The organism is Streptomyces sp. NBC_00029, assembly GCF_045160505.1.
Taxonomy (GTDB): Bacteria; Actinomycetota; Actinomycetes; order Streptomycetales; family Streptomycetaceae; genus Streptomyces.
Genome location: NZ_CP108292.1, coordinates 5,995,231 through 6,018,088 on the forward strand (window position 1 = coordinate 5,995,231; position 22,858 = coordinate 6,018,088).

At 68.2% G+C, this 22,858-nt stretch carries 26 protein-coding genes; 19 read left to right on the forward strand and 7 right to left on the reverse strand.

Features of this window, described 5'->3' with window-relative positions; translation table 11 throughout:
* Nucleotides 1-27: 27 nt before the first annotated feature.
* Both ligD and OG753_RS28185 read left to right on the forward strand, forming a co-directional pair.
* Nucleotides 28-930 carry a non-homologous end-joining DNA ligase gene (gene ligD / locus OG753_RS28180; RefSeq protein ID WP_327264440.1) on the forward strand — a complete coding sequence of 301 codons (903 nt, stop codon included), beginning with the start codon at nt 28-30 and terminating at the stop codon, nt 928-930.
* Nucleotides 930-1,814, forward strand: a complete 885-nt coding sequence (locus OG753_RS28185) for an ATP-dependent DNA ligase (RefSeq protein WP_405792834.1) — start codon at nt 930-932, stop codon at nt 1,812-1,814. Before ligD ends, OG753_RS28185 begins: the two co-directional genes overlap by 1 nt.
* Before the next feature lie 43 nt (nt 1,815-1,857).
* Here the strand turns inward: OG753_RS28185 and OG753_RS28190 are convergent, their stop codons facing one another.
* Nucleotides 1,858-2,253: a DUF6479 family protein gene (locus OG753_RS28190; RefSeq protein WP_401682727.1), complete on the reverse strand. Its 396-nt coding sequence runs from the start codon at nt 2,251-2,253 to the stop codon at nt 1,858-1,860.
* Between the two features lie 155 nt (nt 2,254-2,408).
* On the opposite strand from OG753_RS28190, the gene OG753_RS28195 reads away from it, so the two are divergent.
* The gene (locus OG753_RS28195) at nt 2,409-2,687 is read left to right on the forward strand and encodes a plasmid stabilization protein (RefSeq protein WP_405792836.1); all 279 of its coding nucleotides are present in this window, start codon (nt 2,409-2,411) and stop codon (nt 2,685-2,687) included.
* A gap of 57 nt (nt 2,688-2,744) precedes the next feature.
* On the opposite strand, the gene OG753_RS28200 is transcribed toward OG753_RS28195, so the two are convergent.
* A complete protein-coding gene (locus OG753_RS28200; RefSeq protein WP_405790605.1) occupies nt 2,745-3,731 on the reverse strand; it encodes an XdhC family protein in 987 nt (328 codons plus the stop codon).
* A 295-nt stretch (nt 3,732-4,026) separates the two neighbouring features.
* Between OG753_RS28200 and OG753_RS28205 the strand changes: the two genes are divergently transcribed.
* The 6 genes from OG753_RS28205 (at nt 4,027) to OG753_RS28230 (ending at nt 12,190) form a co-directional block, all read left to right on the forward strand.
* Entirely contained in the window at nt 4,027-4,437 is a 411-nt protein-coding gene (locus OG753_RS28205) for a hypothetical protein (RefSeq protein WP_405790607.1), read from the forward strand.
* Complete coding sequence (locus OG753_RS28210) at nt 4,434-5,921, forward strand: hypothetical protein (RefSeq protein WP_405790609.1); 1,488 nt, start codon at nt 4,434-4,436, stop codon at nt 5,919-5,921. The genes OG753_RS28205 and OG753_RS28210 overlap by 4 nt, the downstream gene beginning before the upstream one ends.
* A 122-nt stretch (nt 5,922-6,043) precedes the next feature.
* The gene (locus tag OG753_RS28215; RefSeq protein ID WP_405790610.1) at nt 6,044-6,538 is read left to right on the forward strand and encodes a hypothetical protein; all 495 of its coding nucleotides are present in this window, start codon (nt 6,044-6,046) and stop codon (nt 6,536-6,538) included.
* A gap of 805 nt (nt 6,539-7,343) precedes the next feature.
* Nucleotides 7,344-8,585, forward strand: coding sequence for a hypothetical protein (locus tag OG753_RS28220; RefSeq protein ID WP_405790611.1), 1,242 nt, complete (start codon nt 7,344-7,346; stop codon nt 8,583-8,585).
* Nucleotides 8,586-8,665: 80 nt separating this feature from the next.
* Nucleotides 8,666-8,974 carry a hypothetical protein gene (locus tag OG753_RS28225; protein WP_405790613.1) on the forward strand — a complete coding sequence of 103 codons (309 nt, stop codon included), beginning with the start codon at nt 8,666-8,668 and terminating at the stop codon, nt 8,972-8,974.
* 1,782 nt (nt 8,975-10,756) lie between these two features.
* Nucleotides 10,757-12,190, forward strand: a complete 1,434-nt coding sequence (locus tag OG753_RS28230; protein ID WP_405790614.1) for a hypothetical protein — start codon at nt 10,757-10,759, stop codon at nt 12,188-12,190.
* A 140-nt stretch (nt 12,191-12,330) separates the two neighbouring features.
* Here the strand turns inward: OG753_RS28230 and OG753_RS28235 are convergent, their stop codons facing one another.
* From OG753_RS28235 to OG753_RS28250, 4 genes are all read right to left on the reverse strand, one after another.
* On the reverse strand, nt 12,331-12,783 hold the full coding sequence (locus OG753_RS28235) for a deaminase (protein ID WP_405790616.1): 453 nt from the start codon (nt 12,781-12,783) through the stop codon (nt 12,331-12,333).
* Nucleotides 12,780-13,463 carry a RibD family protein gene (locus tag OG753_RS28240; RefSeq protein ID WP_405790618.1) on the reverse strand — a complete coding sequence of 228 codons (684 nt, stop codon included), beginning with the start codon at nt 13,461-13,463 and terminating at the stop codon, nt 12,780-12,782. Before OG753_RS28240 ends, OG753_RS28235 begins: the two co-directional genes overlap by 4 nt.
* 43 nt (nt 13,464-13,506) lie before the next feature.
* A complete protein-coding gene (locus OG753_RS28245; protein WP_405790620.1) occupies nt 13,507-14,925 on the reverse strand; it encodes a helix-turn-helix domain-containing protein in 1,419 nt (472 codons plus the stop codon).
* A gap of 227 nt (nt 14,926-15,152) precedes the next feature.
* The gene (locus tag OG753_RS28250) at nt 15,153-15,530 is read right to left on the reverse strand and encodes a winged helix-turn-helix domain-containing protein (RefSeq protein WP_405790621.1); all 378 of its coding nucleotides are present in this window, start codon (nt 15,528-15,530) and stop codon (nt 15,153-15,155) included.
* A 550-nt stretch (nt 15,531-16,080) separates the two neighbouring features.
* Here OG753_RS28250 and OG753_RS28255 point away from each other — a divergent pair.
* The 10 genes from OG753_RS28255 to OG753_RS28300 all read left to right on the forward strand — a co-directional run bounded on the left by OG753_RS28255 (nt 16,081) and on the right by OG753_RS28300 (nt 22,156).
* The gene (locus OG753_RS28255) at nt 16,081-16,383 is read left to right on the forward strand and encodes a hypothetical protein (protein ID WP_405790622.1); all 303 of its coding nucleotides are present in this window, start codon (nt 16,081-16,083) and stop codon (nt 16,381-16,383) included.
* Entirely contained in the window at nt 16,380-17,033 is a 654-nt protein-coding gene (locus OG753_RS28260) for a GGDEF domain-containing protein (protein ID WP_405790624.1), read from the forward strand. The genes OG753_RS28255 and OG753_RS28260 overlap by 4 nt, the downstream gene beginning before the upstream one ends.
* Nucleotides 17,030-17,908 (forward strand): DUF2637 domain-containing protein, encoded by an 879-nt coding sequence (locus OG753_RS28265; protein ID WP_405790626.1) that lies wholly within the window; start codon nt 17,030-17,032, stop codon nt 17,906-17,908. Before OG753_RS28260 ends, OG753_RS28265 begins: the two co-directional genes overlap by 4 nt.
* Nucleotides 17,908-18,246, forward strand: a complete 339-nt coding sequence (locus tag OG753_RS28270) for an RRQRL motif-containing zinc-binding protein (RefSeq protein WP_405790628.1) — start codon at nt 17,908-17,910, stop codon at nt 18,244-18,246. The genes OG753_RS28265 and OG753_RS28270 overlap by 1 nt, the downstream gene beginning before the upstream one ends.
* A 95-nt stretch (nt 18,247-18,341) precedes the next feature.
* Entirely contained in the window at nt 18,342-18,680 is a 339-nt protein-coding gene (locus OG753_RS28275) for a hypothetical protein (RefSeq protein WP_405790630.1), read from the forward strand.
* Nucleotides 18,674-20,566 (forward strand): cell division protein FtsK, encoded by a 1,893-nt coding sequence (locus OG753_RS28280; protein ID WP_405790632.1) that lies wholly within the window; start codon nt 18,674-18,676, stop codon nt 20,564-20,566. Before OG753_RS28275 ends, OG753_RS28280 begins: the two co-directional genes overlap by 7 nt.
* Nucleotides 20,567-20,706: 140 nt before the next feature.
* Complete coding sequence (locus tag OG753_RS28285) at nt 20,707-20,958, forward strand: hypothetical protein (protein ID WP_405790634.1); 252 nt, start codon at nt 20,707-20,709, stop codon at nt 20,956-20,958.
* A gap of 23 nt (nt 20,959-20,981) precedes the next feature.
* Entirely contained in the window at nt 20,982-21,176 is a 195-nt protein-coding gene (locus tag OG753_RS28290) for a hypothetical protein (protein ID WP_266784542.1), read from the forward strand.
* A gap of 12 nt (nt 21,177-21,188) precedes the next feature.
* Nucleotides 21,189-21,638, forward strand: a complete 450-nt coding sequence (locus OG753_RS28295; RefSeq protein ID WP_405790636.1) for a hypothetical protein — start codon at nt 21,189-21,191, stop codon at nt 21,636-21,638.
* Nucleotides 21,639-21,649: 11 nt separating this feature from the next.
* On the forward strand, nt 21,650-22,156 hold the full coding sequence (locus OG753_RS28300; protein WP_405790638.1) for a hypothetical protein: 507 nt from the start codon (nt 21,650-21,652) through the stop codon (nt 22,154-22,156).
* 168 nt (nt 22,157-22,324) lie between these two features.
* Here the strand turns inward: OG753_RS28300 and OG753_RS28305 are convergent, their stop codons facing one another.
* On the reverse strand, nt 22,325-22,789 hold the full coding sequence (locus OG753_RS28305; RefSeq protein WP_405790640.1) for a hypothetical protein: 465 nt from the start codon (nt 22,787-22,789) through the stop codon (nt 22,325-22,327).
* Nucleotides 22,790-22,858 lie beyond the last annotated feature (69 nt).

The following is a 22,858-nucleotide window of genomic DNA, read 5'->3' on the forward strand; positions in this document are numbered from 1 at the left end:
CCTCCCGTTTCGTGGCAGTCTCATCGTATGACGCCGATCACATTGGTGGAGGGCCGTCGCATCGCGCTCAGCAATCTCGACAAGGTCCTGTACCCGGAGACCGGCTTCACCAAGGGCGAGGTGCTCCACTACTACGCCACCGTCGCGGAGCCGCTGCTCGCCCACATCCACGACCGGCCGGTGTCCTTCCTGCGCTATCCCGACGGACCGGACGGCCAGCTCTTCTTCACGAAGAATCCGCCCCCCGGCACGCCCGCCTGGGTGAAGACCACCCCCGTGCCGCGCTCGGAGGACGTGACCGCCGCCCAGGTGGTCGTCGCCGACCTGGCCACCCTCATGTGGTCCGCCAACCTCGTCGTGGAGTTCCACACCCCCCAGTGGCCCGTCGGCCACCCCGCGCTCGCCGACCGACTGGTCCTCGACCTCGACCCCGGCCCGCCCGCCACCGTCGTCGAGTGCTGCGCCGCCGCGCTCTGGCTGCGCGACCGGCTCGCGGCCGACGGCCTGGAGGCCCACGCCAAGACCTCCGGCTCCAAGGGCATGCACCTGGCCGTGCCGCTGGAGCCGACCCCCTCCGAGCGCGTGTCCGCGTACGCGAAGCAGCTCGCCCAGGAGGCCGAGCGCGAGCTCCCCGGCCTGGTCGTGCACCGCATGGCCAAGGCGCTGCGCCCCGGCAAGGTCTTCGTCGACCACAGCCAGAACGCCGCCGCCAAGACCACCGCCGCCCCCTACACCCTGCGCGCTCGGGCCCGGCCCACCGTGTCCGCGCCCGTCTCCTGGGCGGAGGTCGGGGCCTGCCGGACCCCCGCCGGCCTGGTCCTCCTCGCCGACGACATCGCCCCGAGGCTCGCCCGCGACGGGGACCTCTTCGCCCCGCTGACCGACCCCGAGCGGGCCCGCCCGCTCCCCGGGACGGGGACCCGGCCGTGATCCGCGTCGCGCTGGCCGCCGCCGTACGCACCCTGCCGCGCGGGGCGGGGCTGGCGTACGAGCCGAAGTTCGACGGCCACCGGCTCGTCGTGCTGCGCTCGGCGACCGACGTGACGCTCCAGGCACGCTCCGGCCGGATCGTGACCGGCGCCTTCCCCGACCTGGCCGCGGCCGCGCTGCAGTTGCCCGCCGACACGGTCCTCGACGGCGAGGTGGTCGTCTGGCACGCGGGCCGGACGGACTTCGCGCTGGTGCAGCGCCGGGCGGCCGCCACCGCCGCACGGGCCGCCGTACTCGCGCAGCGCCTGCCCGCCTCGTACGCCGCCTTCGACGTGCTGGAACTGGCCGGGCTCGACCTGCGCCCACGCCCGTACGAGCGCCGCCGCGCCCTCCTCGTCGACCTGCTCCTGCCGCTCGGGCCGCCGCTGCAGCCGGTGCCGATGACGACCGACCCGGAACTGGCCGCCACCTGGTACGAGACCCTCCCGGCCAGCGGTATCGAGGGCCTCGTCGTGAAACGGCTGGACCAGGCCTACCCGGCCGGGCGCCGCGGCTGGCAGAAGCTGCGGCACACGGACGTCCGGGACGCCGCGGTGGTCGGCTACACCGGCACCGCGCGCCGGCCGCTCGCCCTGGTGCTCGTCCTGCCGGTCGGGGACGAGACCCCGCTGGTGTCGAGCCCGCTGTCGGCGGCGCTGCGCGCGGAGATCGCGGCCGAGGTGGCCGCCCGGGGGGCGACTTCGCCCTCCCCGGCCACGGTCACGGCGATCGGGCTCGGGGAGGTCCCTTTCCGGCCGCTGGACCCGCCCCTGACGGCGGAGGTCCGGCAGGCCTCGGCCCGGCACCCGCCACCGGAGGTCCTCCGGCTGCGAACGGACCTCTGACCCGCGCGGGAGGCGCGGGTCAGAGGCCGGTGACGTGGGTGGGTCAGGAGTGCGCTCCGCGCCCGGCGTCCGGGGGAGCCCCCGGCTGTGGATGCGGACCGGGGCCCTCCGGCAGCTTGTAGCCGGACTCCCGTTCCGCCCGGACCTCGTCGGGGTGGGTGGAGGTGGTGGAGCCGAAGTTCCCGTAGCCCTGCATCTCGTGCGGCCGCAGTCCGCCCTCGGGAATCTCCACCTGGTCCCGCTCCTCGCGGACCTCGTAGACCGCCCCGCCGTCCGGCAGGTGGGGCTGGCTCTCGGTCGTGGGCGGGGGTGGCTCCTTCTCCCGGACCTTCTTGCCCAGCAGGAAGCCGCCCAGCAGGAAGCCGGCGACGAGGATGCCGACGACCAGGAACCAGGCGATGTCGGCGAGGGTCGCGTCCACGCTCAGGGTCGTGTCCATACCCGCCATGTTCCCGCACTCGGGTCCGGTATGCGCTCCTATGTCCCGTATGGCCTGGGCCATACGGGGTAGACGCCGGGCCTGGACGGAGAACGAGAAGGAGGCCGGACACGCCCCGAGGATCTTCCCCGAAGCGCGAACGCCAGTACGAACACATCAAGGAAGGGCTGGAGCAGCGCGGCGAGCCCGAGGAGAAGGCGAAGGAGATCGCCGCCCGGACGGTGAACAAGGAACGCGCCCGGGCCGGCGAGTCCCGGACCGCCAGCAAGGAATCCCTCGACGACATCTCCTCGTCCCGGCGCGGGGGCCTGCACTCCCACTCGGGCGCGCAGGGACCCACGTACGACCAGCTCTACGCCGAGGCCCGCCGCCGCAACGTCCACGGCCGCTCGGAGATGAACAAGGCACAGCTCGAGCGGGCCCTGGGCGAGTGAAATCCCTTCCGGGCGCCAGGTCCTGTCGGGCCAGTGGGCTGATCGCCCGGACACTCCCTAGGAGTTGATGGGACCTTCGGCATCCCGCAGGGCGCCGGCGGCCTTGCGCTCCCCAAGCGTCCCGAGGATCTCGGCGCAGATCGCCAGCGAGGTCTCCGCCGGGGTACGGGCGCCGAGGTCCAGGCCGATTGGGCCGTGCACTCGGGCCAGTTCGGCCTCCGGGACCCCGGCCGCGAGCAGCCCCTCCCGCCGCCGGGCCGTGGTCTTGCGGGAGCCCAGCGCACCGACGTACGGCACCCCCTGGGCCAGCGCCACCCGCAGCGTCGGCACGTCGAACGACTCCTCGTGGCTCAGCATGACCAGGCACGCGGCGTCCCGGCGCGCCTCCAGCACCCGGCTCGCCTCCTCGGGTGCGTCGACCAGTACGGCCTCCCAGCCCAGCAACAGCGCCTGCCGCTCGATGATCCCGGCCAGCTCACCGCCGCCGCCGATGACCAGGCACGGGGCCGACGGGAAGGCCTCGACCAGCACCAGCCCGGACTCCGCGTACAGCGCGTCCCGCCCGGCCCGCCGCGTCGCCAGCAGCTCGCCCGCCCGCCGCCCGGCATCGTCACCGGGCACGTCCGTGGCCCGTACGACCTCACTGACGGCCCGGTCCGCGGCCTCGTTCAGCCGGGTCACCAACGCCACCCCGACCCCGTCGCCCAGCAGCTCCCACCACTGGGCCGGGATCGCCGCAAGCGGCTGCAGCAGCACCTCGGCCTGCCCGCCGCAGGTCAGCTTCGCGGCCACCGCCTCGGCCGCCCGCACGGACACCTCGCACACCCGCGCCGTGACCCCGGCCGGCAGGGCCGCCACCTCGGCGGCGAGCTCGGCGTCGAAGACCCCGCGGTACAGGGTCCCGGCACACTCCCCGCGCGCATCGACGAGCAGGGCCCCGGCCGGATCCCGCGGCCCGAACCCCTGCTCGGTCACGGGCCGGGCCAGATACCCGGCCCGCCCCTCGGCCACCCACCGCTGCGCCGTCTCCACCAGCTCACGCATCCGCGCCGCCCCATCCCGATCGTCAGAGCCCGCCACATGGCACCGGCCCAGCGGTGCCATGCAGCCTCACCCCCAACGTACGCATGCCCCCACCACCGACCCACCCCCCAAATCCCACAGACCCCGCCCCACCTCCCTCGTACGGACCACCGGAACCACTCGGCCTCACCCCGCCCGAACCCGGGAGCCGACGTCCTGCAGGGCTCGGAAAGCCTGATCTGTCAGGTCGAACAGCCGTTCATCCGGCTGCTGTTAGAGTGATCAATTCCGATTTGTACGCCAGGGGGAGGCTTCGGTGACGTTCGACGAGGAATGGGCAGCCGCCAAGCAGAGCACCGCCACGACGGGTGGTTCGTCGTACGACCTCGTCGTCACACAGGACGACCTGGGCGCCGTCGGACACGAGGCGTTCGTCATCCACCGCGAACTGCGCAAGAAGTCGGACATCGCCGGTACGGGGGCGTCCGGCAGGGCCGCAGCCGAGTGCTCCGCCCGAAACCTGGCCATGGGGTCAGAGCTGTCGGTGACCCTCTCCACGTGGGACTCGCAGGTCAAGACGGTGCTGCAGATGTACGCGCACATCTCTAATCACCTCGACTACTCCAAGAAGTCCCACGCGAACAACGACGAGGCGATCGCCGCGAGCATGCGCCATCGCGACGGGTCCGCGATGTCGGCCTCCGAGATACAGAGGTACGTGAAGTGACCTTCACCTGGACCGACCTGATCACCCTCGACCTCGCCAAGGTGAACGAAGCCGCCACGGAGTGGAAGACGGCTGCGGAGGAACTCGCCAAGCTGCACGGCACCGTACGCGACGGCCTCGTCAAGAAGTCCGAGGCGGCCAGGTGGGAGGGGGCCAACGCGACCGTCACCCGGGAGTTCGTCCGCAGCGCGGCGAAGGAGGTGGACGATCTCCACCGTGAGGCCAAGAGCATCCACGCGGTCCTCGCCGACGCACACGAGGAGCTGACCCGGATCCAGAAGCAGGCGAAGACCCTGGCCGACGAGGCGAGGCAGGGTGCCCCTGCCCACACCCCCGAACCGGATCCGGGGCTGCTGGTGTCCGACGGCGGCGGTGGCAAGGTCCGGGTGGAATCATCCATCTGCGATGCGAAGGGCCCCAACCAGCGCACAACGGACATGATCCGCTGGTATGCCGACACACTCACCGGCCTGGTCACCCACGCGGCCGAGGTGGATGCCGCGGTCACCCGCGCCTTGCGCGCCTCCCACGGCGCCGACCCGTACGACGCCGGCCACGCCGAATACACCTCGCTCGATCAGGACCAGCTGCCGCGGGCCATGAAGCTGGCCGCACTGGGCGCGGACGTCAAGCCGGCCCAGCAGGCGGAGCTGCAGAGGCTGTGGCAGTCACTCAGCCCTGACGCCCGCATGCAGCTGTGGACCGCCCACAAGGACGACCTGCTGGCGGCCGGGCTCCTCAACCCATCGGTCAAGCAGGTGGCAGCCGACCGCGGGTCCGGCAAGCACGGGGCGGAGGACATCGAGTGGAACGACTGGGTCACCAGGTCGAAGATGCAGGCGCTCGTCGTCCTGGCCGACGGCGGTGACCTGAACGACGCCTCACGCCACATGAAGCACTACCTGGACAACACCGGCACCCTGATGGAGCTCCCGGTCGACAAGATGCTCACCGACAACAAGGGGTTCCAGGACCACGTCGACCAGCTGTTCCTCCAGGGCAACGAGAAGCAGTGGCGGGAGCAGGCGCTGACGGAGTACGAGAGGAACGGCGGCCGCCCGGTCGTGATACCGGTCGAGACGGGCAGCGAGGGCTACTACTTCAGCGATGCGGCGGACCAAAACTGGTACTACGCGGTCGGAGGCTCCCAGTCGAACGTGACGGGGGTGGTGACCGTCACGCCGGGCGCGGACGGCAAACCGGTGGTCGGCCTCGACTACCAGGTCAACGTCTGGGACCGGTACAACTGGGACGAGGGCAAGGGCGTGACCATCGGGAAGTTCGAGATACCCGACGGCGAGCCGAGTCAGCAGCACAAGGTCGGCCTGGCTCAGGAGTTCAACATGGCGGGAAGCAGTTCGGTCAAGCACTATGAGCTGGGCAGCGGATCGGCAGCGCCCGCTCCCGACGATCCCGGGCGCGCCGGGGAACGTAGTGATCCGGGCCGCCATGCCCGGGACGGCGGAGGGGACATCGACCGATGAACCGTCCCGCGAGCGCGGCTGCGTCCGATGCCGGGAGGCGGAAGCCCTGGCAACGGCGCCTCGCCATTGGGGCCGGAATCTTCGCGGGCCTCTGCATCCTCGGGGTCCTCGGGACGCTCCTGATGCTCACGTACGAGCTGGGACAGCCGGCCGATGCCGAGAGGCGGGCGTGCTGCTGGGAGGAGAACGCCACGCCCGAGTGGACGGCGGGCGTGCTGGGTCTGCGGGTGCCGGAGACGGCCACCGACCGGCGGGCCGGGCTCCACAGCAATGTGCAGTACGACGTCGCGCTGCTCACCTTCACGGTTTCGACCGCGGAGGCGGACCGGTTCTTGCAGCCGCTCCTACGAGAGGGCGCCCAGATGGCCCGCAACCGGCACCCGGAGAAGCCGGGCTACACCCGCAGCGACGGCTTCACCCACCTCGGTCTGCCCGAGCCCGAGACCTTCACCGAGGGCATGCGCATCACCAGCGTCTGCCCCCGTGATGCAAAGTCGCCCGAAAGCGAAGCACTCGGGCTGTGCGCGAAGATCCACGCACACGAGTTCCAGCCCGGCACCACCCGCGTCTACATCTGGGCCGGCAGCGACGCCCCCCTCCAGAAGCCGACGACGTAACGGCGGGGCCCTACTCCGCCCCGGCCGGACCAGCGCGCGGGACCCGCAGAGCCCCGAGACGGGCGGACGCACCCGTCACACAGGTCTTTATGCCCTGCCGAGCCGGGGTGTCACGGACGCGACTCAGGTGCTGGTGTCCGGGGACGGAATGCCGACCACCACCACGTCGATGCCCTGCGCGCAGGGGGCGACCCGCCTGAAGCAGGGACACCTGGGCGAAGGTGAGGTGAAGTCCACGCCGACGGGGTGCCCCAGCTGCCTTTCCTGCACGCGCCGGGCGAACTCGGCGCGAGCTCCGCGTCGTAGCGCACGGTGTCGGCAGGATCCTGCCCTGCCGACCAGCCGGCTCACCACTTCTCCGTACTCCTCGAGGGGAAACGCGCGGATGTCCACTCTTCCGGCCGTGGCCGACCGCAGCGACGCCCGGATCCGGCCGCACGGGCCATGGGCGCTGCCTGCAGCACGTTCGCCATCGGCCTGCAGCGACGTCGCACTGATCGCAGGGTCTGTCCCTCTGTCGGCCGTTAGGGTGAGGGCCGTTGAGCGGAGCCCGAGCCGGATCGGAGTGCGGGAGAGTCGTGGTCTTCCATACCGAGGCGAAGCTGAGGGAGCTGGCCGGGGACGTTCATTCGAGCGTGAGCTCGGTGATCCCGACGCGGTGTCAGGGTTCGACGTCGGTGATGACTGCCGCACGCCGTTCCCAGAGCATGGCCCCCACCACCCTGAAGCCTGACGCGTACCACCCGTACAGCACGTGGACCAGTGCAGAGTGCCCGGTCCGGGCCACGGTCCGAAAGAAGTGACCATGGATGACGAGATCCAGTTGATCAGGGACGGCGATGGCCTGATGGTCATCGGGAATCAAGAGACGGTCGATCGTTTCCTCGTCGCTGAGGGGCTGCGGTCGAAGGGCCCGGGTCCGCGACGGCTCCGATCCGCCTTCGGTAACGCGGCCGGAACCGCGCAAGCAGGTTCCGATATCGCCGCTGGCTCACGTCGCTGGGTGAAGCTGACCAAGGAGTCCGCGCGGCGTGTCGACCAGTACGGGCTGAGGGAAAGCGCCACGACGGGTCTCAGCACAGGCGTGCTGAAGGGGGACAGCGGCCAGATCAAGGGATTCGTCGAATTCGCCAAGCGGTCGGGGCCACTTCGGACCAATCCTGCGGTTCTGGCCAATGTCGCGGCGATCATGGCGCAACTCGCAATGCAGCAGGCCATGGACGAGATCACCGACTATCTCGCTGCGATCGACGAGAAGGTCGACGAGGTGCTCCGCGCCCAGAACGACGATGCGCTGTCGAAAATGATCGGAGCGGAGCTCGCGATCGAGGAGGCCATCACTATCCGGGAGCAGGTGGGGCGGGTCTCAGAGATCACGTGGTCGAAGGTGCAGGGCACGTCGACGACGATCGCGACGACTCAGGTGTACGCGTTGCGTCGACTCGACGCACTCGCGGAGAGGATGGAGCGAAAGGCCAAGATCGGTGATCTTGCCGAGGCGGCCAAGGAAGCCGAATCCAAAGCTCAGGAGTGGCTCGCTGTTTTGGCTCGCTGCTTCCAGCTGCAGGACGCGATCGCCGTGCTCGAACTCGACCGGGTGCTGGACACGGCTTCGGAGGACCTGGACCGGCATCGTCTCGGGATTCGGATCGCCCGGCAGAATCGGCTCGAGCTCATCTCGCGGAGCACCGAGCGCCTCGTGGCCCGAATGGAAGCGGCTGCCAGCGAGGCCAACGCGAAAGTGCTGCTGCACCCGGCCAAGTCCCCGGCTGTGGTCCAGTCGAGCAATCATGTCGTGACCGGCGTCCATGACTTCCACGGGCGACTCGGGATCGAGGCCGGTCGCCGGCCGTCGGAGACGAGACGATGGGCGGCTGCGGCGGCGGAGGTGAGGGATAAGGCACTTGAGACGGGAGCGAAGGGCGTCGGAGCTGCCAGAAGCCTGGGCAACGAGGCCCTCGACCGGGCAGGTTCGGTGAAGCACAAGCTCTCCAGCGGGATATCCGAGCGAGCGCGGCGCCTGCGCGGGGGCGACGAGGAAGACTGAGAGAGCTGACCGAGCCCCGCTCCAGCCTCGCCCCCGACCATCCCCACCCCACTTGACCCACCGTCCGCCCGGAGCGTGCCGTGACGCACAAGGTCCTGCCCGCAGTCGTCGGACGGGCCGGATCCGACACTCCCGTCGTCCTCCCGTATGACCACGACGAGTTCGGCCTCTTCAAGCGGGGCCGCTTCCGCGACGGCTTCCACTGCGGAATCCTCCTCGGCGGCTGCGGCAAGAAGCTCAGTGCCAAGCGCTACACCGAGAAGAAGTGCCCTTCCGCCCACTGCCTTCGCACCGCGACCTGCAAGTCCAGTGCTGATCACCTTGACCTCGGCCAGGCCGTCCAGGACTGGCTGCGCCGCCAAGGTCGCCGAAAGGCGACCATCACCTAACCGGACCGCGGGGCGACGAAGGCCGGTTCGAGTCGGCCTATTTCGATCCGACTCCGCTCGCCGGGTGAAGAGACCGGGGCCCTAGGGCGGAGAACAGGTGTTTCCGCGGGTCCTGGCCAATGCCGTGGAAGGGAGCAAGCTCCTCACTGCAGTCTCTTATGTCGGTTTCGTTAACTGGAATGGCGGCCGAACCGGTCGGACTGCGGGAGCAGGACTGAGTCCTCTACGCCCCTCACACGGGACCAGTGCGTAGCAACGACAAAGGCCCGGACTCAGTGAGACTGAGTCCGGGCCTTCATGCTTGGCACTTCAGCTGGTCAGCGTGTTGATCGCATTGTTCCGGCTGGAGTGCCCCCGGCAGGATTCGAACCTGCGCACACGGCTCCGGAGGGCATCCATAGATCGTGCATCGCGTGGCGTTGACCTGCAGAAACGGCGGGACATGTATCGCCTAGACGCTGCCTCACACGCCGATCACACGAGCGTCGACCGCGCGCGACCGAAGCCGACGCTCCAGTCTCTCTGGGCGCCGGACGATGCCGCCCTGCTGCTCCCTCAGGCTTGGCTCCTCCTGACGACCACCACTGCTGCAGCAGTCAGTGGTGGGGCCAGTTCAGGAAACCAATAGACCCCGGCGAATACCACAGCCCCGGATGCCCAGCGGACGGACGGAGCACTTGCCCACAATGCTCGAAACTTCGCGCTCCATGCGCTCAACCACTCCTTGTTGAACAACAGTCCTCCTTGGACGCATGCCTTCCAGCACGAGGCTTCTCTCGTGCTGCTGACCGGACTGTGCCAAGTGGCTCCCGGACAGCGAAGAGAACCGAGACCAGCCAGTGCCGACTTCAACTACGCTCCAGCTCAGGGGTGTTGTCTGACAGGTCCGAGTCGGACAGCTGCAGGCGGGTACGCACGGGAGCGGTGGTGCTGGTGACCGAAGGCAAGAGGGCACATGCCATGCACGAGGAGCTCAGGTCCCTTGAGCGCAGGGCACAGGCTCTGCGCAAGGAGAAGGGGCGGGCATGGACCCGCAACGCAGCTGCTCAACTGGCTGGCCTCTCGAAGCAAACTGTGAGCGGCTGGTTTAGTCAGTCGCTCCCCAGGGTCCCTAAAGATCGTGACGACCTCTGGAGCCTTGTCTCGACCTACAGTTCGTGGGCGGAGGAGACACCTCGCCGTGCATTCTGGAATGAGCTCTGGGATCAGGCTGCTAGCGCGAACGGTGGGAATGGCGTTCAGAAGTCCCTGGGTCGCCGAGTGAGAGAATGGGTCGACCCCTTCGCCTTGGAGGTTCATCGGTCCATTGATTCGAGATTTTCGGAATCTGACCTACCTCTTCTCCCTCATTACATCCGACGCCCTCATGATATTCGACTCGACGATGTGGTTTCTCGGGCAATTAGCGGGGAAAGTGTCATCGCTGTTCTCGTCGGGGAGTCCTCTACCGGGAAAACGCGGGCCTGCTGGGAAGCTATTCAAAAGCTTCCGGATTCGTGGAATCTATGGCACCCGATTAACCCCGGACATGTCGAAGCCCTAATAAATGGCCTACGGGCCGGAATTCCATCGAGAACCGTTCTTTGGTTGAATGAAATGCAACTCTATGTAGATACTCCCGCGGGAGTGGGTGGGGAACAGATCGCGGCCGGCCTCCGCGAGCTGCTCAGAGACCCGCAGTGTGGGCCCCAGTTAGTTCTTGGAACGATGTGGCCAGAATATTGGGGTCGACTCACGCGGCACCCCGAATCGCGAGTTACAGATACTCACCCGCAGGCACGGATGCTGCTCGCCTGTTCGGACATCTCGGTTCCGAGCTACTTTTCGGGTGAATCGCTGGACGATCTGAAGAATGCCATAGGGGTGGATCCGCGACTAGCTGAATCCCATAAAAACATCAATGGATCTCGGGCTAGAATCACACAATTCCTTGCGGGCGCCCCCGTCCAGATGGAGCGATATAGAAACGCACCCGAAGTCGCTAAGGCGGTTCTTGATGCGGCTATCGACCTCCGGCGTTTCGGGCATGGTCCTTCCATTCCGGGCAGGTTATTGGTCGAAATGGCAGCCGCCACGATGGATGTCGATCTGCTTAACAGGGCGGATGACGACTGGTTTGATACCTCCTTGGAGTACCTTCTCTCCCCCTGCCGAGGAGCGAGCGGGCCACTCGTACGGGTCCGACGATTCCCGGGATCCCCTGTTCGCGGCGATGAAGCCTTTCAGGTGGCCGACTATCTAGAGCAGGTTGGGCGCAGTGCAAGGAGTTCATTCTTTCCGCCTCTCGCGATCTTGGATGTCGTACTTCGCGGCATAGTTGAGGCAGAAGATCTGCGAGCCCTCGCCGCCTTTCTGGTGGAGAGGGGTCGGGTGTTCCATGCTTCTCAGGTCTATCTGCGGGCGTTGGATCTTGGAGATTACGAGTCTGCGGATCGCCTGGCGGATCTGCTGGAGTTCGCCAAGGATCGGAGTGGAGCGGTAGAGATTGCGAGGATTCGACATCAAGGAGGCGATCCTGCAGCAAGCGCAAATCTGGCCTATTATCTGTACCGAAGTGGCCAGAAGGAAGAATCGGCGGAGCTGTGTATCGAGGAATTCGATCTAGGGAACTCGAAGCCTTTCATCAAGGTTAGAGAGGCGTACGAACTTGACGACAATGCAGGGTATGGAATCCTTGAAGGCCGTATCTTGAGTCGAAAATTCCCTGAGATTTACTCCAGAATTTTCCGCTCAGACGCTCCTTCGGATGCCGCTCGGCGTTTTGCGGAAGAGCTGGGGAGGCGGATGGAGATCTCAATGATTGAAGCTGTGGGGCTGGTAAATGGAGAGATGGAGTTGCTTGTTCCGCGACTTAGGCGCGTGACCGAAGCCCTCAGTCTGCATGTTGAAGAAATTCAAGTAACCCATGATCGCCTAAATGAATATATGGATCAGCTGAGATCTGATGCGAATGGATACGGTGAAATGAGGGCTCTTCGCCGGAAGATTGAGGCCTGTGAGGAGGCAGGAGATCTTGAAAGGGCGCGTGGTCTGATTGCCGAAGGGCTGAATGTAGGGAGCATTGGGTTGGAGACTCTTGGTGGCCATCTGGAGCGATTTGGGCAGCAGGTGTCGGCGGAATCAGTCGAAAGGTTTGGTGTCGATTGGGATGGGAATCCACGTTCGCCGTGGGATCTCGCCGATGTGCGCGGAGCAAACCGCAAGAGTCTTGGCTGATCTGCCTCTTAGATAGTCGCCATCCGGATTTCTGTCGCGCGTTCGCATGGGAGTGCAGAAATTTTTAGCCGTATGTGAGACGGGTGGGGCAGGGTGGCGGCAGTAAAGGAACTCCGAGCAATCCACCGGCGGGAACCTACTTACCCCAGCAGGTGGGTATTCGTCGCGCGCGCTCTGCTGGCCAGATCCGGTAGCTCCACGACCTCGATACCGTCGGCTTGGAGGGTTTCCACTCCCACGCAGTCGGCCACCAGGAGGCTTGGCTCGCGCCAGGCGATGACCACGCGGCGGAGGGGGGAGCGGAGGATGAGTTGTGTGCAGGTGAGGGGGCGGGATTTGCGCTCGGAGCAGGGTTCCAGGGTGCTGTAGAGCGTGGCGCCGGCCAGGCGGGGGTCGTCCGTCGGGAGCTTGGCCAGGGCTGATTCCTCGGCGTGGACGTGGGCGTCCGTCTCGCGGGAGTAGCCGTGGGCTAGCTCCTCGCCGTCGGCGCCCACGATGATGGCGCCGACCGAGAAGGCTCCTTCCGCCGGTGGGCACTTGCGGGAGAGTTCGATGGCCCGCTCCATCCAGGTCACATCGTCAGCGTGCGTCATGAGGAGCCCTCCTGCTTGGGCAGGTAGCGGAGAAGGACGACGTCGCCGATGGTGCTGGCCTCAGCGAGGTGCATTCGGTGGGTGGAGCCGCCGGGGTACGTGGCGGGGTTCAGGAAGCGGGGGGCGCCTGGGTCGCCGACGATCAGAGGGGCGATGGCGAGGTGGATCTCGTCGGCCAGGCCCTGGGAGAGGAAAGCGGTGTGGATCTGTCCGCCGCCCTCCACCATCAGCCGCTCTATGCCGCGGGCCCCGAGGTCGTCCAGCAGGGCGCCGAAGTCGATGGCCGGGCCTGTGGAGACCACGTCCGCGAGGCCAGCCAGTCGCTCGCGGAGCTTCTCTTCGCCGGCGTCCGTTGTGTAGGCGAGTTTCTCTCCGCCGTGGTGCCAGAACTTCAGGTCGGCGTCCAAGTCTCCGCTCGCGGAGATGGTGACCTTGAGCGGGTAGGCGGGCTTTCCTACGGCCACCCGCGCCGCGCGCCGTTCCTCGCTGTTCACCAGCAGCCGGGGGTTGTCGGATCGCATCGTGCCAGCGCCGATCAGGATCGCGTCCGACTCGGCACGCACCTGGTCCACTCGCTCGAAGTCCTCGCTGTTGCTCAGCAGGAGGCGTTCGGTGCTGGTGTCGTCGATGTAGCCGTCCACGGATGTGGCCACGCTCAGCAGGACGTACGGGCGGGGCATTAGGGGTCTCCTTCAGTTGCTGGTCAGGGCGGAGGGAGCCTGTTCAGGCCTGGCGTAGTACAGCCTCGGTCAGAGCGTCCTTGAAGTCGCTCACGCCACGGACCGTATGCCATTGATCAAGTACCCCATCGAGCTGGGCCAGCTCCCGCGCGATGCGGTCAGACCCGGTCTCCTTCGCGACGGCCAAGGCCTGCAGCCCCGCGGAGGCCGCCTGCTCGGCCTCGCCCGCGCGGGCAAGGGAAACAGCCTCCCGTCCCAGGTAGACCCCGCGGTCGCGGTGGTAGCCGGCGGGCAGTCGGCTGATGGCATCCCGGAAGCCTGCAGCCGCTCCCCGATGGTCACCGAGTGCGGCAAGGCTGTGCGCCCGCTGCACGTCTATGTATGCGCCATCGAGCCAGACACCCCAAGGCGAGGTGGGATCCGGGTCCATCTTGGCGAGCAGCTCCCGCGCGTGCTCGTACGCCCGCTGTGCCATGAGCTGGTCATTGCGGAGAGCGTGACCGTGTGCCCCATACGTTGCGGCCACTGCGGCCAGACGACTCCTCGGCGCGGCTCGGTCTTCCGCGGCCTCGGCCACGTCCACCGCCTCGATCGGATCGTTCATGTCGCCGGCGAGCTGGCTGCGACGAGCCAGGATGTACGTGGTCAGCTCGTCATCACCAGCCATGTGGGAGGCCTCCAGAGCCTCGCGCATCCAGTGCTGGGCGGCACGAAAGTCCCCGAGGTCCTGATAGAGCCAGCCGCACAGTTCGGAGTACTGGGTCTGCAGCTGGAGCAGCTGTCGGCGATCGGTTCCGCGGCGGTCCGCGCGCAGTTCCTTAATGGCAGCGATCTGCTGCTGGACCGTCGGTATCACCCGATGGGGACCGAACAGGTTGTCGTTGTCGATCAGCACACGTCGGGTGGCTTGGAGGAGCTCGATGGGGTCGGCCCCGGAGGCGATGAGATCGGATCGTGGGGCAGGGCTCGCCGCTGCTGAGAGGTCTGAGGCTGCAGCGATTGCGGCACCAGCGCCAAGCGCGCCGATCAAAGCCCTTCGGGACAGTGACACGAAGATGATCCTTCCGTCATCGGAACGAACGGGGACGGACATCCCCTCCTCCGACGGTGCCTGAATCTCCGGTTTCTCAGCCAGGGCCACAGAGCCGTTGGCCACATGGGGCCCTCGATTAGCCACATTCTCCTGGGGGAGGCCCTCAAGGCTGATCCCTTCGAGGACCGATGCGTGCAGCCGGACGAGCGAGCCGCCGGCGCCGAGCGCGTCGTCGTATGCCCGGACCAGATCGGCCGACGCCGCCTGCCCGCCGCGCTCAACGCGGGCCATGTAGCTGGTGTTGAACAGGATCGATCGGCTGAGCTTGCCCAGCGATAAGCCCCGCTGCGTGCGCCAGGCGCGCATTTCGGCGCCGAGGTAGTGCTGAGGGCTTGCATGCGGTGTCAGGTCGTTCGGTCGCTGCCCCACTCGTCCCCCCTCATGCGGCCTATGTGGCCGTCTCTTGGCGGCCACATGGCGGATCTGTCGGTCACTCAACTGCCCGGTCTACAAAGGATGCAGAGGGGCGACGACAGCCTAGCGACGCAGGTCGGAGCCCTCCATTCGATCCGAACGAAGGGGGCAAGATCGTGACACCGGCAGCCGATCGTGAACTCGTCACGTGCCCCGGCGGCTGGGCCGACGCGCGCCGGGAGTTACTTCTCCTCCAGCTCCACGACCCGCTCGCGGAGTTCGGCGACCTCGCCCTGGAGCCGAGCAAGCTGGTCGCGAAGCTCCACGATCGCGTTCTCGGGGCTGGCGAGCTTCGCGGCGTCGGAGGCCTCCGCGGTCAAGAACGCCCCCTTGCCCTGATGACTGACCGCGAGGCCGTCCGTCTTGAGCTGGCGGATGGCGTCGCGAGCCACGGTCACGGTGACGCCGTACGTCGCCTGGAGGTCTGCCAGGGACGGCAGCTTGCGGGACTCCGCGAACTCGCCGGCCGCGATCCTCCGCCGCAGCTGCTCCGCCACCTGCTGGTAGGCGGGCTTGCCGGTCCACTCGACCATCTGCACCCCAAGTTTCTTCGCTGTCACTGCCTCAGTGTGCCCAAGCGGCACAGCGAGAGCTAGCGCTCGCCCTGCTCTTACTCCGACGAGGGCTTGCACAACTCTGCCTCACAGTGCACTCTGAGGCAGAGTTTAGCTTCGCCGGAAGCGCGACTCAACCGGCCGCAACTGCCGTGCAGGCAGGTGCGATCGAGCCGTCATTTGCCCTGCCCGGAGGGCCCTCGAAAGGGGTCTGAAGGAAGCACTCGCCCTTTGAGAACTCAACAGCGTGCCAAGTGAGACGAGACGGGGCGTGATCCCCGTCCCCGTGGCGACGGGTTGTCGCCGGCGGCCACTTCTTCCGCGTGCTGGCTCTGGAGAACACCCCTCGGGGTGCCACCCGGCACGCGCCGCCCTGCTGGCGTCAGAGCAGTGACGATGACGCACCCGAATTTCGGGCTCGGGGCCGGAGCGCCGTGGCAACGATGCGCCGGTGAAGCCTCGCTCCATCGAGTTACGGCTTGAACCCCGGGGCCGGTCGCCTCTCGCCAAAAGACCGCGACCGCCTCGGCATCCCTTCGACTTCAGGAGAACGACGATGCGTACGTACATCGGCGGCCAGGAGGCCGTCAGCGTCAACGAGTTCATCGAACTGGCCCTCGGCACCCCGCTGGAGCTCTGGCTCGGGGTGGAGGGGGAGACCGAGGAGGAGCGCGCGGCGCGGATGGACGCGGCCTGCGACATCCTCGCCGAGCACCCCAACCTGCCCGACGACGTGAGCCGGATCGCCGCCCAGGTGATCGAGGCCAGCGCCCCGGAGCTGTTCAACATCGTCCCGCTGGTGGGGCGGTCCGCCGGCCGTCGCCCGGCTCGCAAGGGCGGCAAGGGGGCCGCGGCATGAGTCACACCCTGACCGCCCTGTCCGCCGCCTTACCGCTCGCATCCGGCTGGTCGATTCACAGCCTGTGGATGCGGCGCCGGATCGAGGCCGCGCGCCGGGACCCGCTGACCGGGCTGCTGACCCGGGACGGCTTCACCGAGCTGGCCCGGCGTCGGCTGGCACACAAGCCGAGGGCGGTCTGTCTGATCGACCTCAACAAGTTCAAGCAGATCAACGACACCTACGGCCACGCCGCCGGGGACGCGGTCATCCGTGCTGCCGGCGAGCGACTGAGCGAATGGGCCGTCGACCACTCGGCCGTCGTGGGCCGCTTGGGCGGCGACGAGTTCGCTGCTGTGGCTCCTGCCTACAGTCAGAATCAACTCGCCGAGACCCTCAATTGCCTCGCCTCTGAACTGGAACGCCCGGTAGAGGCGGGAGGCCACTCGCTGATGGTCAGCGCTTCGATTGGTGCGGTCTGCTTCAACCCGCGTGCCGGTCAGCCGGACCTTCCCGAGCTGCTGCGCGCGGCGGACGAGCAGATGTACCGGGCGAAGCGCCAAGGCGCCCCGTGGTTGGCCGCTCAGAGCCTCACTTCGGAACGGGCGACGGTCAACGGCCGTCGCGCCGGCCGCCGAGGAGCGGCGAGCGGGACGGGGGAGGCGGCATGAACCGCGGCGCAAAGACCCTCCTGGTCGCCGCTCTGGTCGGCGTCGTCGGCATGGCGTTCCGGGTGTCGTGGAACGCGCTGCGGGATGTCGCGCGCTCCATCGGCGCGGACGCCACGGCGGCCATGCTCTACCCGTTCGTCGTGGATGGGCTGATGGCCCTGGCCCTGGTGGCCACGCTGGTCCTCACCGACGATGCCCGCAAGTTCGCCCTGCGGGTCCTCGCCGGGTACACGCTCGCGTCGCTGGTCCTCAACTACGTGCACGGGCTCGTCCCGGCGTTGCACTCGGAGTCGGTGGACTGGAGCAGGCTGGCCGACTGGGACCCGGCGAACTGGGCCCTCGTACTCCTGGCCACATCCCTCCCGGTCGGCTCCATCTACTTCGGTTCGGACCTAGTGGCCAAGGTGCTCCACCACCGCCCGGAACCGCAGGACGCCGGGCCGTACGGGGAGCGTGCGGGCCGCCCCGCACAGCACCCGCACACCCTGGATGCGGGCGGCTTCGACCGTCCGCACACTCAAGCCCCGGCTGCCCCCGCTCTGCCCGTTCCGGGGGAGCGCGCGCAGCTCAGCGCCCGTGCGGCAGGCGTGCGGGAGGGGAGTCCTCACACCCCGCACGACGTTCCCGCACCGCCCGCGTCCACAGATGAGGAGGAGGCACGGCAGGCCGCGTATGAGGAGGCAGAGCTGGAGCGGATGCGGCAGGACGCGCGCCGCACGTACGCCGAGTCCGTACAGGCCGCACGGCCACTGTCCGCGCGTGCGCTGGGTGAGGCGTACGGCATGAGCGAGTCCTGGGGCCGCAAGCAGATCCTCGCCGCCCGCGATGAAGCCGACCGGCCCCACCTGACCGCGGTTTCCTCCGGGACTGGCTGATGGGGACCCTGCCCGTCTATCCGTGGCGACTCGCCCCGGACGGACTGGCCACCCGCCGACAGCTCCGCGCCGCCGGCCTGCGCCCCGGCGGTCAGGACGTTGTCGCCCAACTGGAGCGGCCTCGCTACCGGCGCGGCCCGTTGATCGCCTTCCTGTACCGCATCGAGCTGGCCCTCCCGGTCCGGCCGATGACCGAGGCCAAAGCCGCCGCGCTCGCCAAGGCGAACGCCGCCCGCCGGACATGCCCCACCTGCCGCCGCGACGCCGGATACGTCATCCCGGCCACGCTCGGCGCGTGCGTGCCCTGCGCCTACCCCGAAGAACAGCGCGCCGCCTGACCCGCACCGATCACGTCGCGCGGGGCCCGGACGGTCGGCCGTCCAAAGCGCCGTCCGGGCCCCTTTCTCAACTCCACAGAGGGAGCAGACCCATCGTGTCTGAGATCCACGTCATCGAGCAGCCGGACGAAGAGCCGGACAGCACGCAGAACTCCCCGGGGTCGGCGTCGGTCCTGCCGTTCCCGGCCAAGGAGGGCAAGACCGAACCGATCGCCCCGGGCGAGGCCAGGGCGGGGGAGTGGCAGGCGGAACTCCCCGACGACACCCCGGACGACGGCGGGACCGTCGCCGAGGGGGACCCGGTGGACCCGCCCAAGCATGAGTTCCCGCCGTCGATCGCCGAGGTCATCGAAGCCAAGGACAAGGCTCGTCGGCCGGTGCTTCCGGACTGGCTGACCAGCGCCAAGCAGCGCGCCGCAGTTACCAAGTGGTAGCTGGCCACTACGGGCAGACCACCGCCTACCACCTAGTGCGGACCCCCGTGTACTCCGCGAAGCTCCTGGCCTACGCCCCGCGCGGCGCCTTCCGCTGGGTGGGTGCGACTGGCCGCTGGGTCTCCGACGCTGAGGGCCTGCCCGTCCGCCTCGCGGCCGTACGGACGGAGGACGCGGGCGAGTACCTCAAGCTCTCCCGGCAGCGGGACGCCCGGGTCAAGCTGCGCAGCATCATCGCCACCCTGGCCAGCGTGATCGGCCTCGGCGCGGCTCTGGCCATGTGGGTGCTGGCCCCGGCCTGGCTCCTGGCCCTGGCCTTGGTCGTGCTGACCGGCGCCCTCGGGTGGGCGGGCACCCCGGCGGACCGGCCGCTGATCGACGCGGCCAAGGTGAAGTTCCGCCACCGCAAGCTCACCTCCGACATCGTCACCCGCGCCTTCCTCGCCGCCGGCCTCACCAAGCCGGACCAGGGCATCGCCTTCCCGCAGCCCATCCGGCAGGACGGCGACGGCTGGCGCGTCGTCGTGGACCTCCCGTACGGCAAGACGTTCTCCGACGCGGTCAAGAAGCGCGACGCGCTCGCCTCGGGCATCGACGTGGCCGAGACGCAGGTGTTCCTGGACCGCGATACGACCAGTTCGCGCAGGGTCTCCATGTGGGTCGCCAACCGCGACCCACTCGCTGTCCCGACCGGCCGCACCCCGCTGCTCGGCGCGGACCGCGTGGACTTCTGGAAGCCCTTCCCCTGGGGCCGCGACGAGCGCGGCGTCGAGGTCGAGATCAGCATGCTCTGGCTCTCGCTGCTGGTCGGAGCCGTCCCGCGGCAGGGCAAGACGTTCTCCGCCCGCACCATCGCGCTCGCCGCGGCCCTGGACCCGTACGTCCGCCTGTACGTGTTCGACGGCAAGGCTTCCCCGGACTGGCGGAAATTCTCGATGGTCGCCCACCGGGTCGGCTTCGGCACCGTCCCACAGAGCGGGGTGGACCCGGTCATGCACCTGGTCAACTCGCTCCAGGAGCTCAAGGCCGACGTGGAGGACCGCTACCACCGCCTCTCCGAACTGCCGCTGCACGTCTGCCCGGAGGGCAAGCTCACCCCGGCCATCTCGCGGGACAAGAAGTACGACATGCCGCTCGTGCTGTTCGTCGTGGACGAGGTGCAGGAGTACCTGATGCACCCCGTCCACGGGAAGACCATCCTTGACCTGCTGGTCTTCCTCGCCCGCGTCGCCCCCGCAGTCGGCGTCTCGGTCATGACCGCAACCCAGAAGCCCGACGACACCGCCTGCCCGTCCGTGCTCCGCGACCAGCACCAGGCCCGGTTCGCCCTGCGCGTCGGCGCCTACCAGGTGTCGGAAACCATCCTCGGCGCCGGATCGTACGGCGAGGGCCTGGACGCCTCCCGGCTCCTCAAGTCCCACAAGGGAGTCGGCCTGCTCAAGGGCATGTCCGACGACGCCGGGATCGTCCGCACCTACCTGGCCGACGGCCGCGACGCGGAGACCATCCTCACCCGCGCTCAGGCTCTCCGGCAGGCGGAGGGCACGCTCTCCGGCGACGCCGCCGGAGAGGCGCCGGCCGACGCCGCGCTCGCGACGATCCTGGACGACATCGCCGCAGTTATCGGCAAGGGCGAGACCAAGATCTGGTCCGAGACCATCGTGGACCGGCTCGCCGACCACCGCCCCGAGGTCTACGGGCCGTGGGCCGAGATGGAGCCCAAGCCCAAGGCCGAACAGCTCACCGCGGCGCTCAAGCCGTACGGCATCGGCACCGACCAGATCGGCCGCCGCATCGACGGCAAGACCGTCAACAAGCGCGGCATCGAGCGTGCTCACATCGCCAAGGCGATTACAGAGCGCGACAAGAAGCGGGACGCGGGCTAACCCTCAGAGGTCGCTAGTGCTAGCAGCAGACGTCGCTAGCGCTAGCGACCCCGCTAGCGGCCCGCATCCCGCCTGATCAGGCCGCTAGCAGATAGCGGCCCACCTGCAGAAACCGCAGGATCCCGCCCTGGAGGCCTCTTGTGACCCTCTTCCTGCTCGCTAGCGTCCTCACCCTGCTGTTCACGCTCGGTTACGCAGGTCTATGCGCGTCCTCGCCGTTCGGCCGCTGCCGCAAGTGCAACGGGCTCGGCTTCGCTCTCACCCACGACCGCAAGGGCAAGCCCAAGCGCGGCAAACACTGCCGCCGCTGCGACGGCCACGGCATCCGCATCCGCGTCGGCCGCCACCTCTACAACCTGTGGGCCCGCACCTACCGCAACGGCACCCGCTGAACCCCACACCGACAGGAGTCGCCATGACCTTCACCATCTCCGCCGTCCTGCTCTTCGGCGCCGGATCGTTCTTCGTCCTCAAGTCCAAGTCCGCCGGAGCGGGCGCCGCGATGGTCCTGTTCCTCTTCGGCTTCTTCACCGCCGGGACCGGCGCCTACGAGCCCATCACCAACCTCGTGAAGTCCGCCGCCATCGCCGTCACCGACATCGCCGAGTAAGGAGGCACCGCCGTGAACCACCACGACCCCGCCTGCTGGGAGACCACCGAGCCCCACCACCCGGTCCCCCTCACGCCCGCCCCGCTGGCCGTCCACCACCCGCACGCCGTCCCGGACATCCAGACGATCCAGCTCCCCGACGGCCGCATCATCACCGGCTACGCCATCGCCCCCACCAAGGCCCCCGAGCCGGTCCCAGAACGGCCGGCCATCAACCCGCTCGCCGTCAACATCGCCCTCGGCGGCATCGGGTTCGCCGCGGCCTGCGGCGGGCTGATGCTCCTGACCACCTTCATCGCGGCTGTTGCCGCGCTCCTCCAGCAGCTCGTCATCCTGGCGGCCGTCATCTTCGGCGGCTTCATCGCCACTCAGGTCCTGGGCACCAACCACGGTCGCGGCAGGGGCGAGACGGTCGTCAACATCCGCCGGGCCGTCTTCAAGCGCAACAACTTCCGAGGGTGAAGGAGCCAGCCATGTTCGAGATCCGCATCATCTGCAGCCCGACCGAGGGACCCGAGATCACCAAAGCCCTGTCCGAAAGGTTCACGACCGGCCCGGTCCGCCAGCACCCCACCCGCGACGGCGAGCGCGTCCGGCTGTACGTCACCGCCGAACAGCAGCCGAGCCACTGGCCCGTTCCCGAGACCGCCTATGCCGCCGCACCGAGTGTCATCAGCGAGATCGGATGGACCGCCCGAGGAGTCCGAGACTGCCTGCACGGCGTCCACGTCCGTGAGTTCTGGCTCCGCAAGGCAGCGCTCCTGGACCGGATCGCCCTCACGGATGACGACCCCGTGAGCGGCGACGCCGCCACCCTCGCCCTCGAAGCGGCCCGGCGCCTCATGGACATCGACCAGACCGCCGGCCTCGGCCCCAGTGGCTACGCCGACGGCCCGTACACCCCGGACCACCCGGACAGCATCCGCGATCCTCGCGGCTACGTCCGCCAGGAGTACGCCCTCTGGAAGCGGCACCACTAGCTGTGCCCGGGGCGGTTGCCTCTCGCCAAAGACCGCGACCGCCCCGGTTCTCCGTCCCTTCGACATCACGTCAGGAGTGTTGGCAGTGCTGACCACCGAAACCCTCACCGGTCATGAGCTGAAGTGGGTGAACGACTAGCAGGGGTGATCACCAGTGCTGCGGTGTCTTCATCCTGATCGAACCACACGGCCGATTGCGTCGATCACGGCGCTCGCTGCGGCACGGGTACGAGCGGAGCGCATCGCCAGATCTTCCTCGTCGATGGCGTTGTGCAGGGTGAATGTTGCCTCGGCCAGCTCAGCGAGCTGCGCGCGTATGTCGGTCTCCTCGGTCAGCATTTCGACCTCAGCCAGGGCTGCGATCACTTCTGATCGAGCCTCCAGCGCGGCGACGGTTGCCGCGTCCTTCTCCGGTGCGGGAGCGTCGCGCAAGCCCCACCGGTCGTACTGGAGGCGGCGGAAAACCGTCTCGGATGCGAGTAAGCGAGCAGTTGCCTGGCGGAGTTCGCGACGGATCTCCGCACTTTGGCCACTTGAGTGCAGTCGGTTGGCAGTTCGGGACTGCAGCGTGTGGGAGACGACCGAACCCAGCAGCGTTCCAGCAATGGCGATGACTCCCGTCAAGAGCTCCAATGCGCCCTCTCCCCATCTCTGCGGACCGGTCACATCGCCCGTGGCCCAGTTCGACGTGCCCCTGGGCTA

What these genes read in the sequence shown, in the direction of transcription:
- ligD (WP_327264440.1), top strand. Translation starts at nt 28, where the DNA reads ATGACGCCGATCACATTGGTGGAGGGCCGTCGCATCGCGCTCAGCAAT.
- OG753_RS28190 (WP_401682727.1), bottom strand. Translation starts at nt 2,253, where the DNA reads ATGGACACGACCCTGAGCGTGGACGCGACCCTCGCCGACATCGCCTGG.
- OG753_RS28200 (WP_405790605.1), bottom strand. Translation starts at nt 3,731, where the DNA reads ATGCGTGAGCTGGTGGAGACGGCGCAGCGGTGGGTGGCCGAGGGGCGG.
- OG753_RS28215 (WP_405790610.1), top strand. Translation starts at nt 6,044, where the DNA reads ATGCTCACGTACGAGCTGGGACAGCCGGCCGATGCCGAGAGGCGGGCG.
- OG753_RS28220 (WP_405790611.1), top strand. Translation starts at nt 7,344, where the DNA reads ATGGATGACGAGATCCAGTTGATCAGGGACGGCGATGGCCTGATGGTC.
- OG753_RS28230 (WP_405790614.1), top strand. Translation starts at nt 10,757, where the DNA reads ATGCTGCTCGCCTGTTCGGACATCTCGGTTCCGAGCTACTTTTCGGGT.
- OG753_RS28235 (WP_405790616.1), bottom strand. Translation starts at nt 12,783, where the DNA reads ATGACGCACGCTGACGATGTGACCTGGATGGAGCGGGCCATCGAACTC.
- OG753_RS28240 (WP_405790618.1), bottom strand. Translation starts at nt 13,463, where the DNA reads ATGCCCCGCCCGTACGTCCTGCTGAGCGTGGCCACATCCGTGGACGGC.
- OG753_RS28255 (WP_405790622.1), top strand. Translation starts at nt 16,081, where the DNA reads ATGCGTACGTACATCGGCGGCCAGGAGGCCGTCAGCGTCAACGAGTTC.
- OG753_RS28260 (WP_405790624.1), top strand. Translation starts at nt 16,380, where the DNA reads ATGAGTCACACCCTGACCGCCCTGTCCGCCGCCTTACCGCTCGCATCC.
- OG753_RS28265 (WP_405790626.1), top strand. Translation starts at nt 17,030, where the DNA reads ATGAACCGCGGCGCAAAGACCCTCCTGGTCGCCGCTCTGGTCGGCGTC.
- OG753_RS28270 (WP_405790628.1), top strand. Translation starts at nt 17,908, where the DNA reads ATGGGGACCCTGCCCGTCTATCCGTGGCGACTCGCCCCGGACGGACTG.
- OG753_RS28290 (WP_266784542.1), top strand. Translation starts at nt 20,982, where the DNA reads ATGACCTTCACCATCTCCGCCGTCCTGCTCTTCGGCGCCGGATCGTTC.
- OG753_RS28300 (WP_405790638.1), top strand. Translation starts at nt 21,650, where the DNA reads ATGTTCGAGATCCGCATCATCTGCAGCCCGACCGAGGGACCCGAGATC.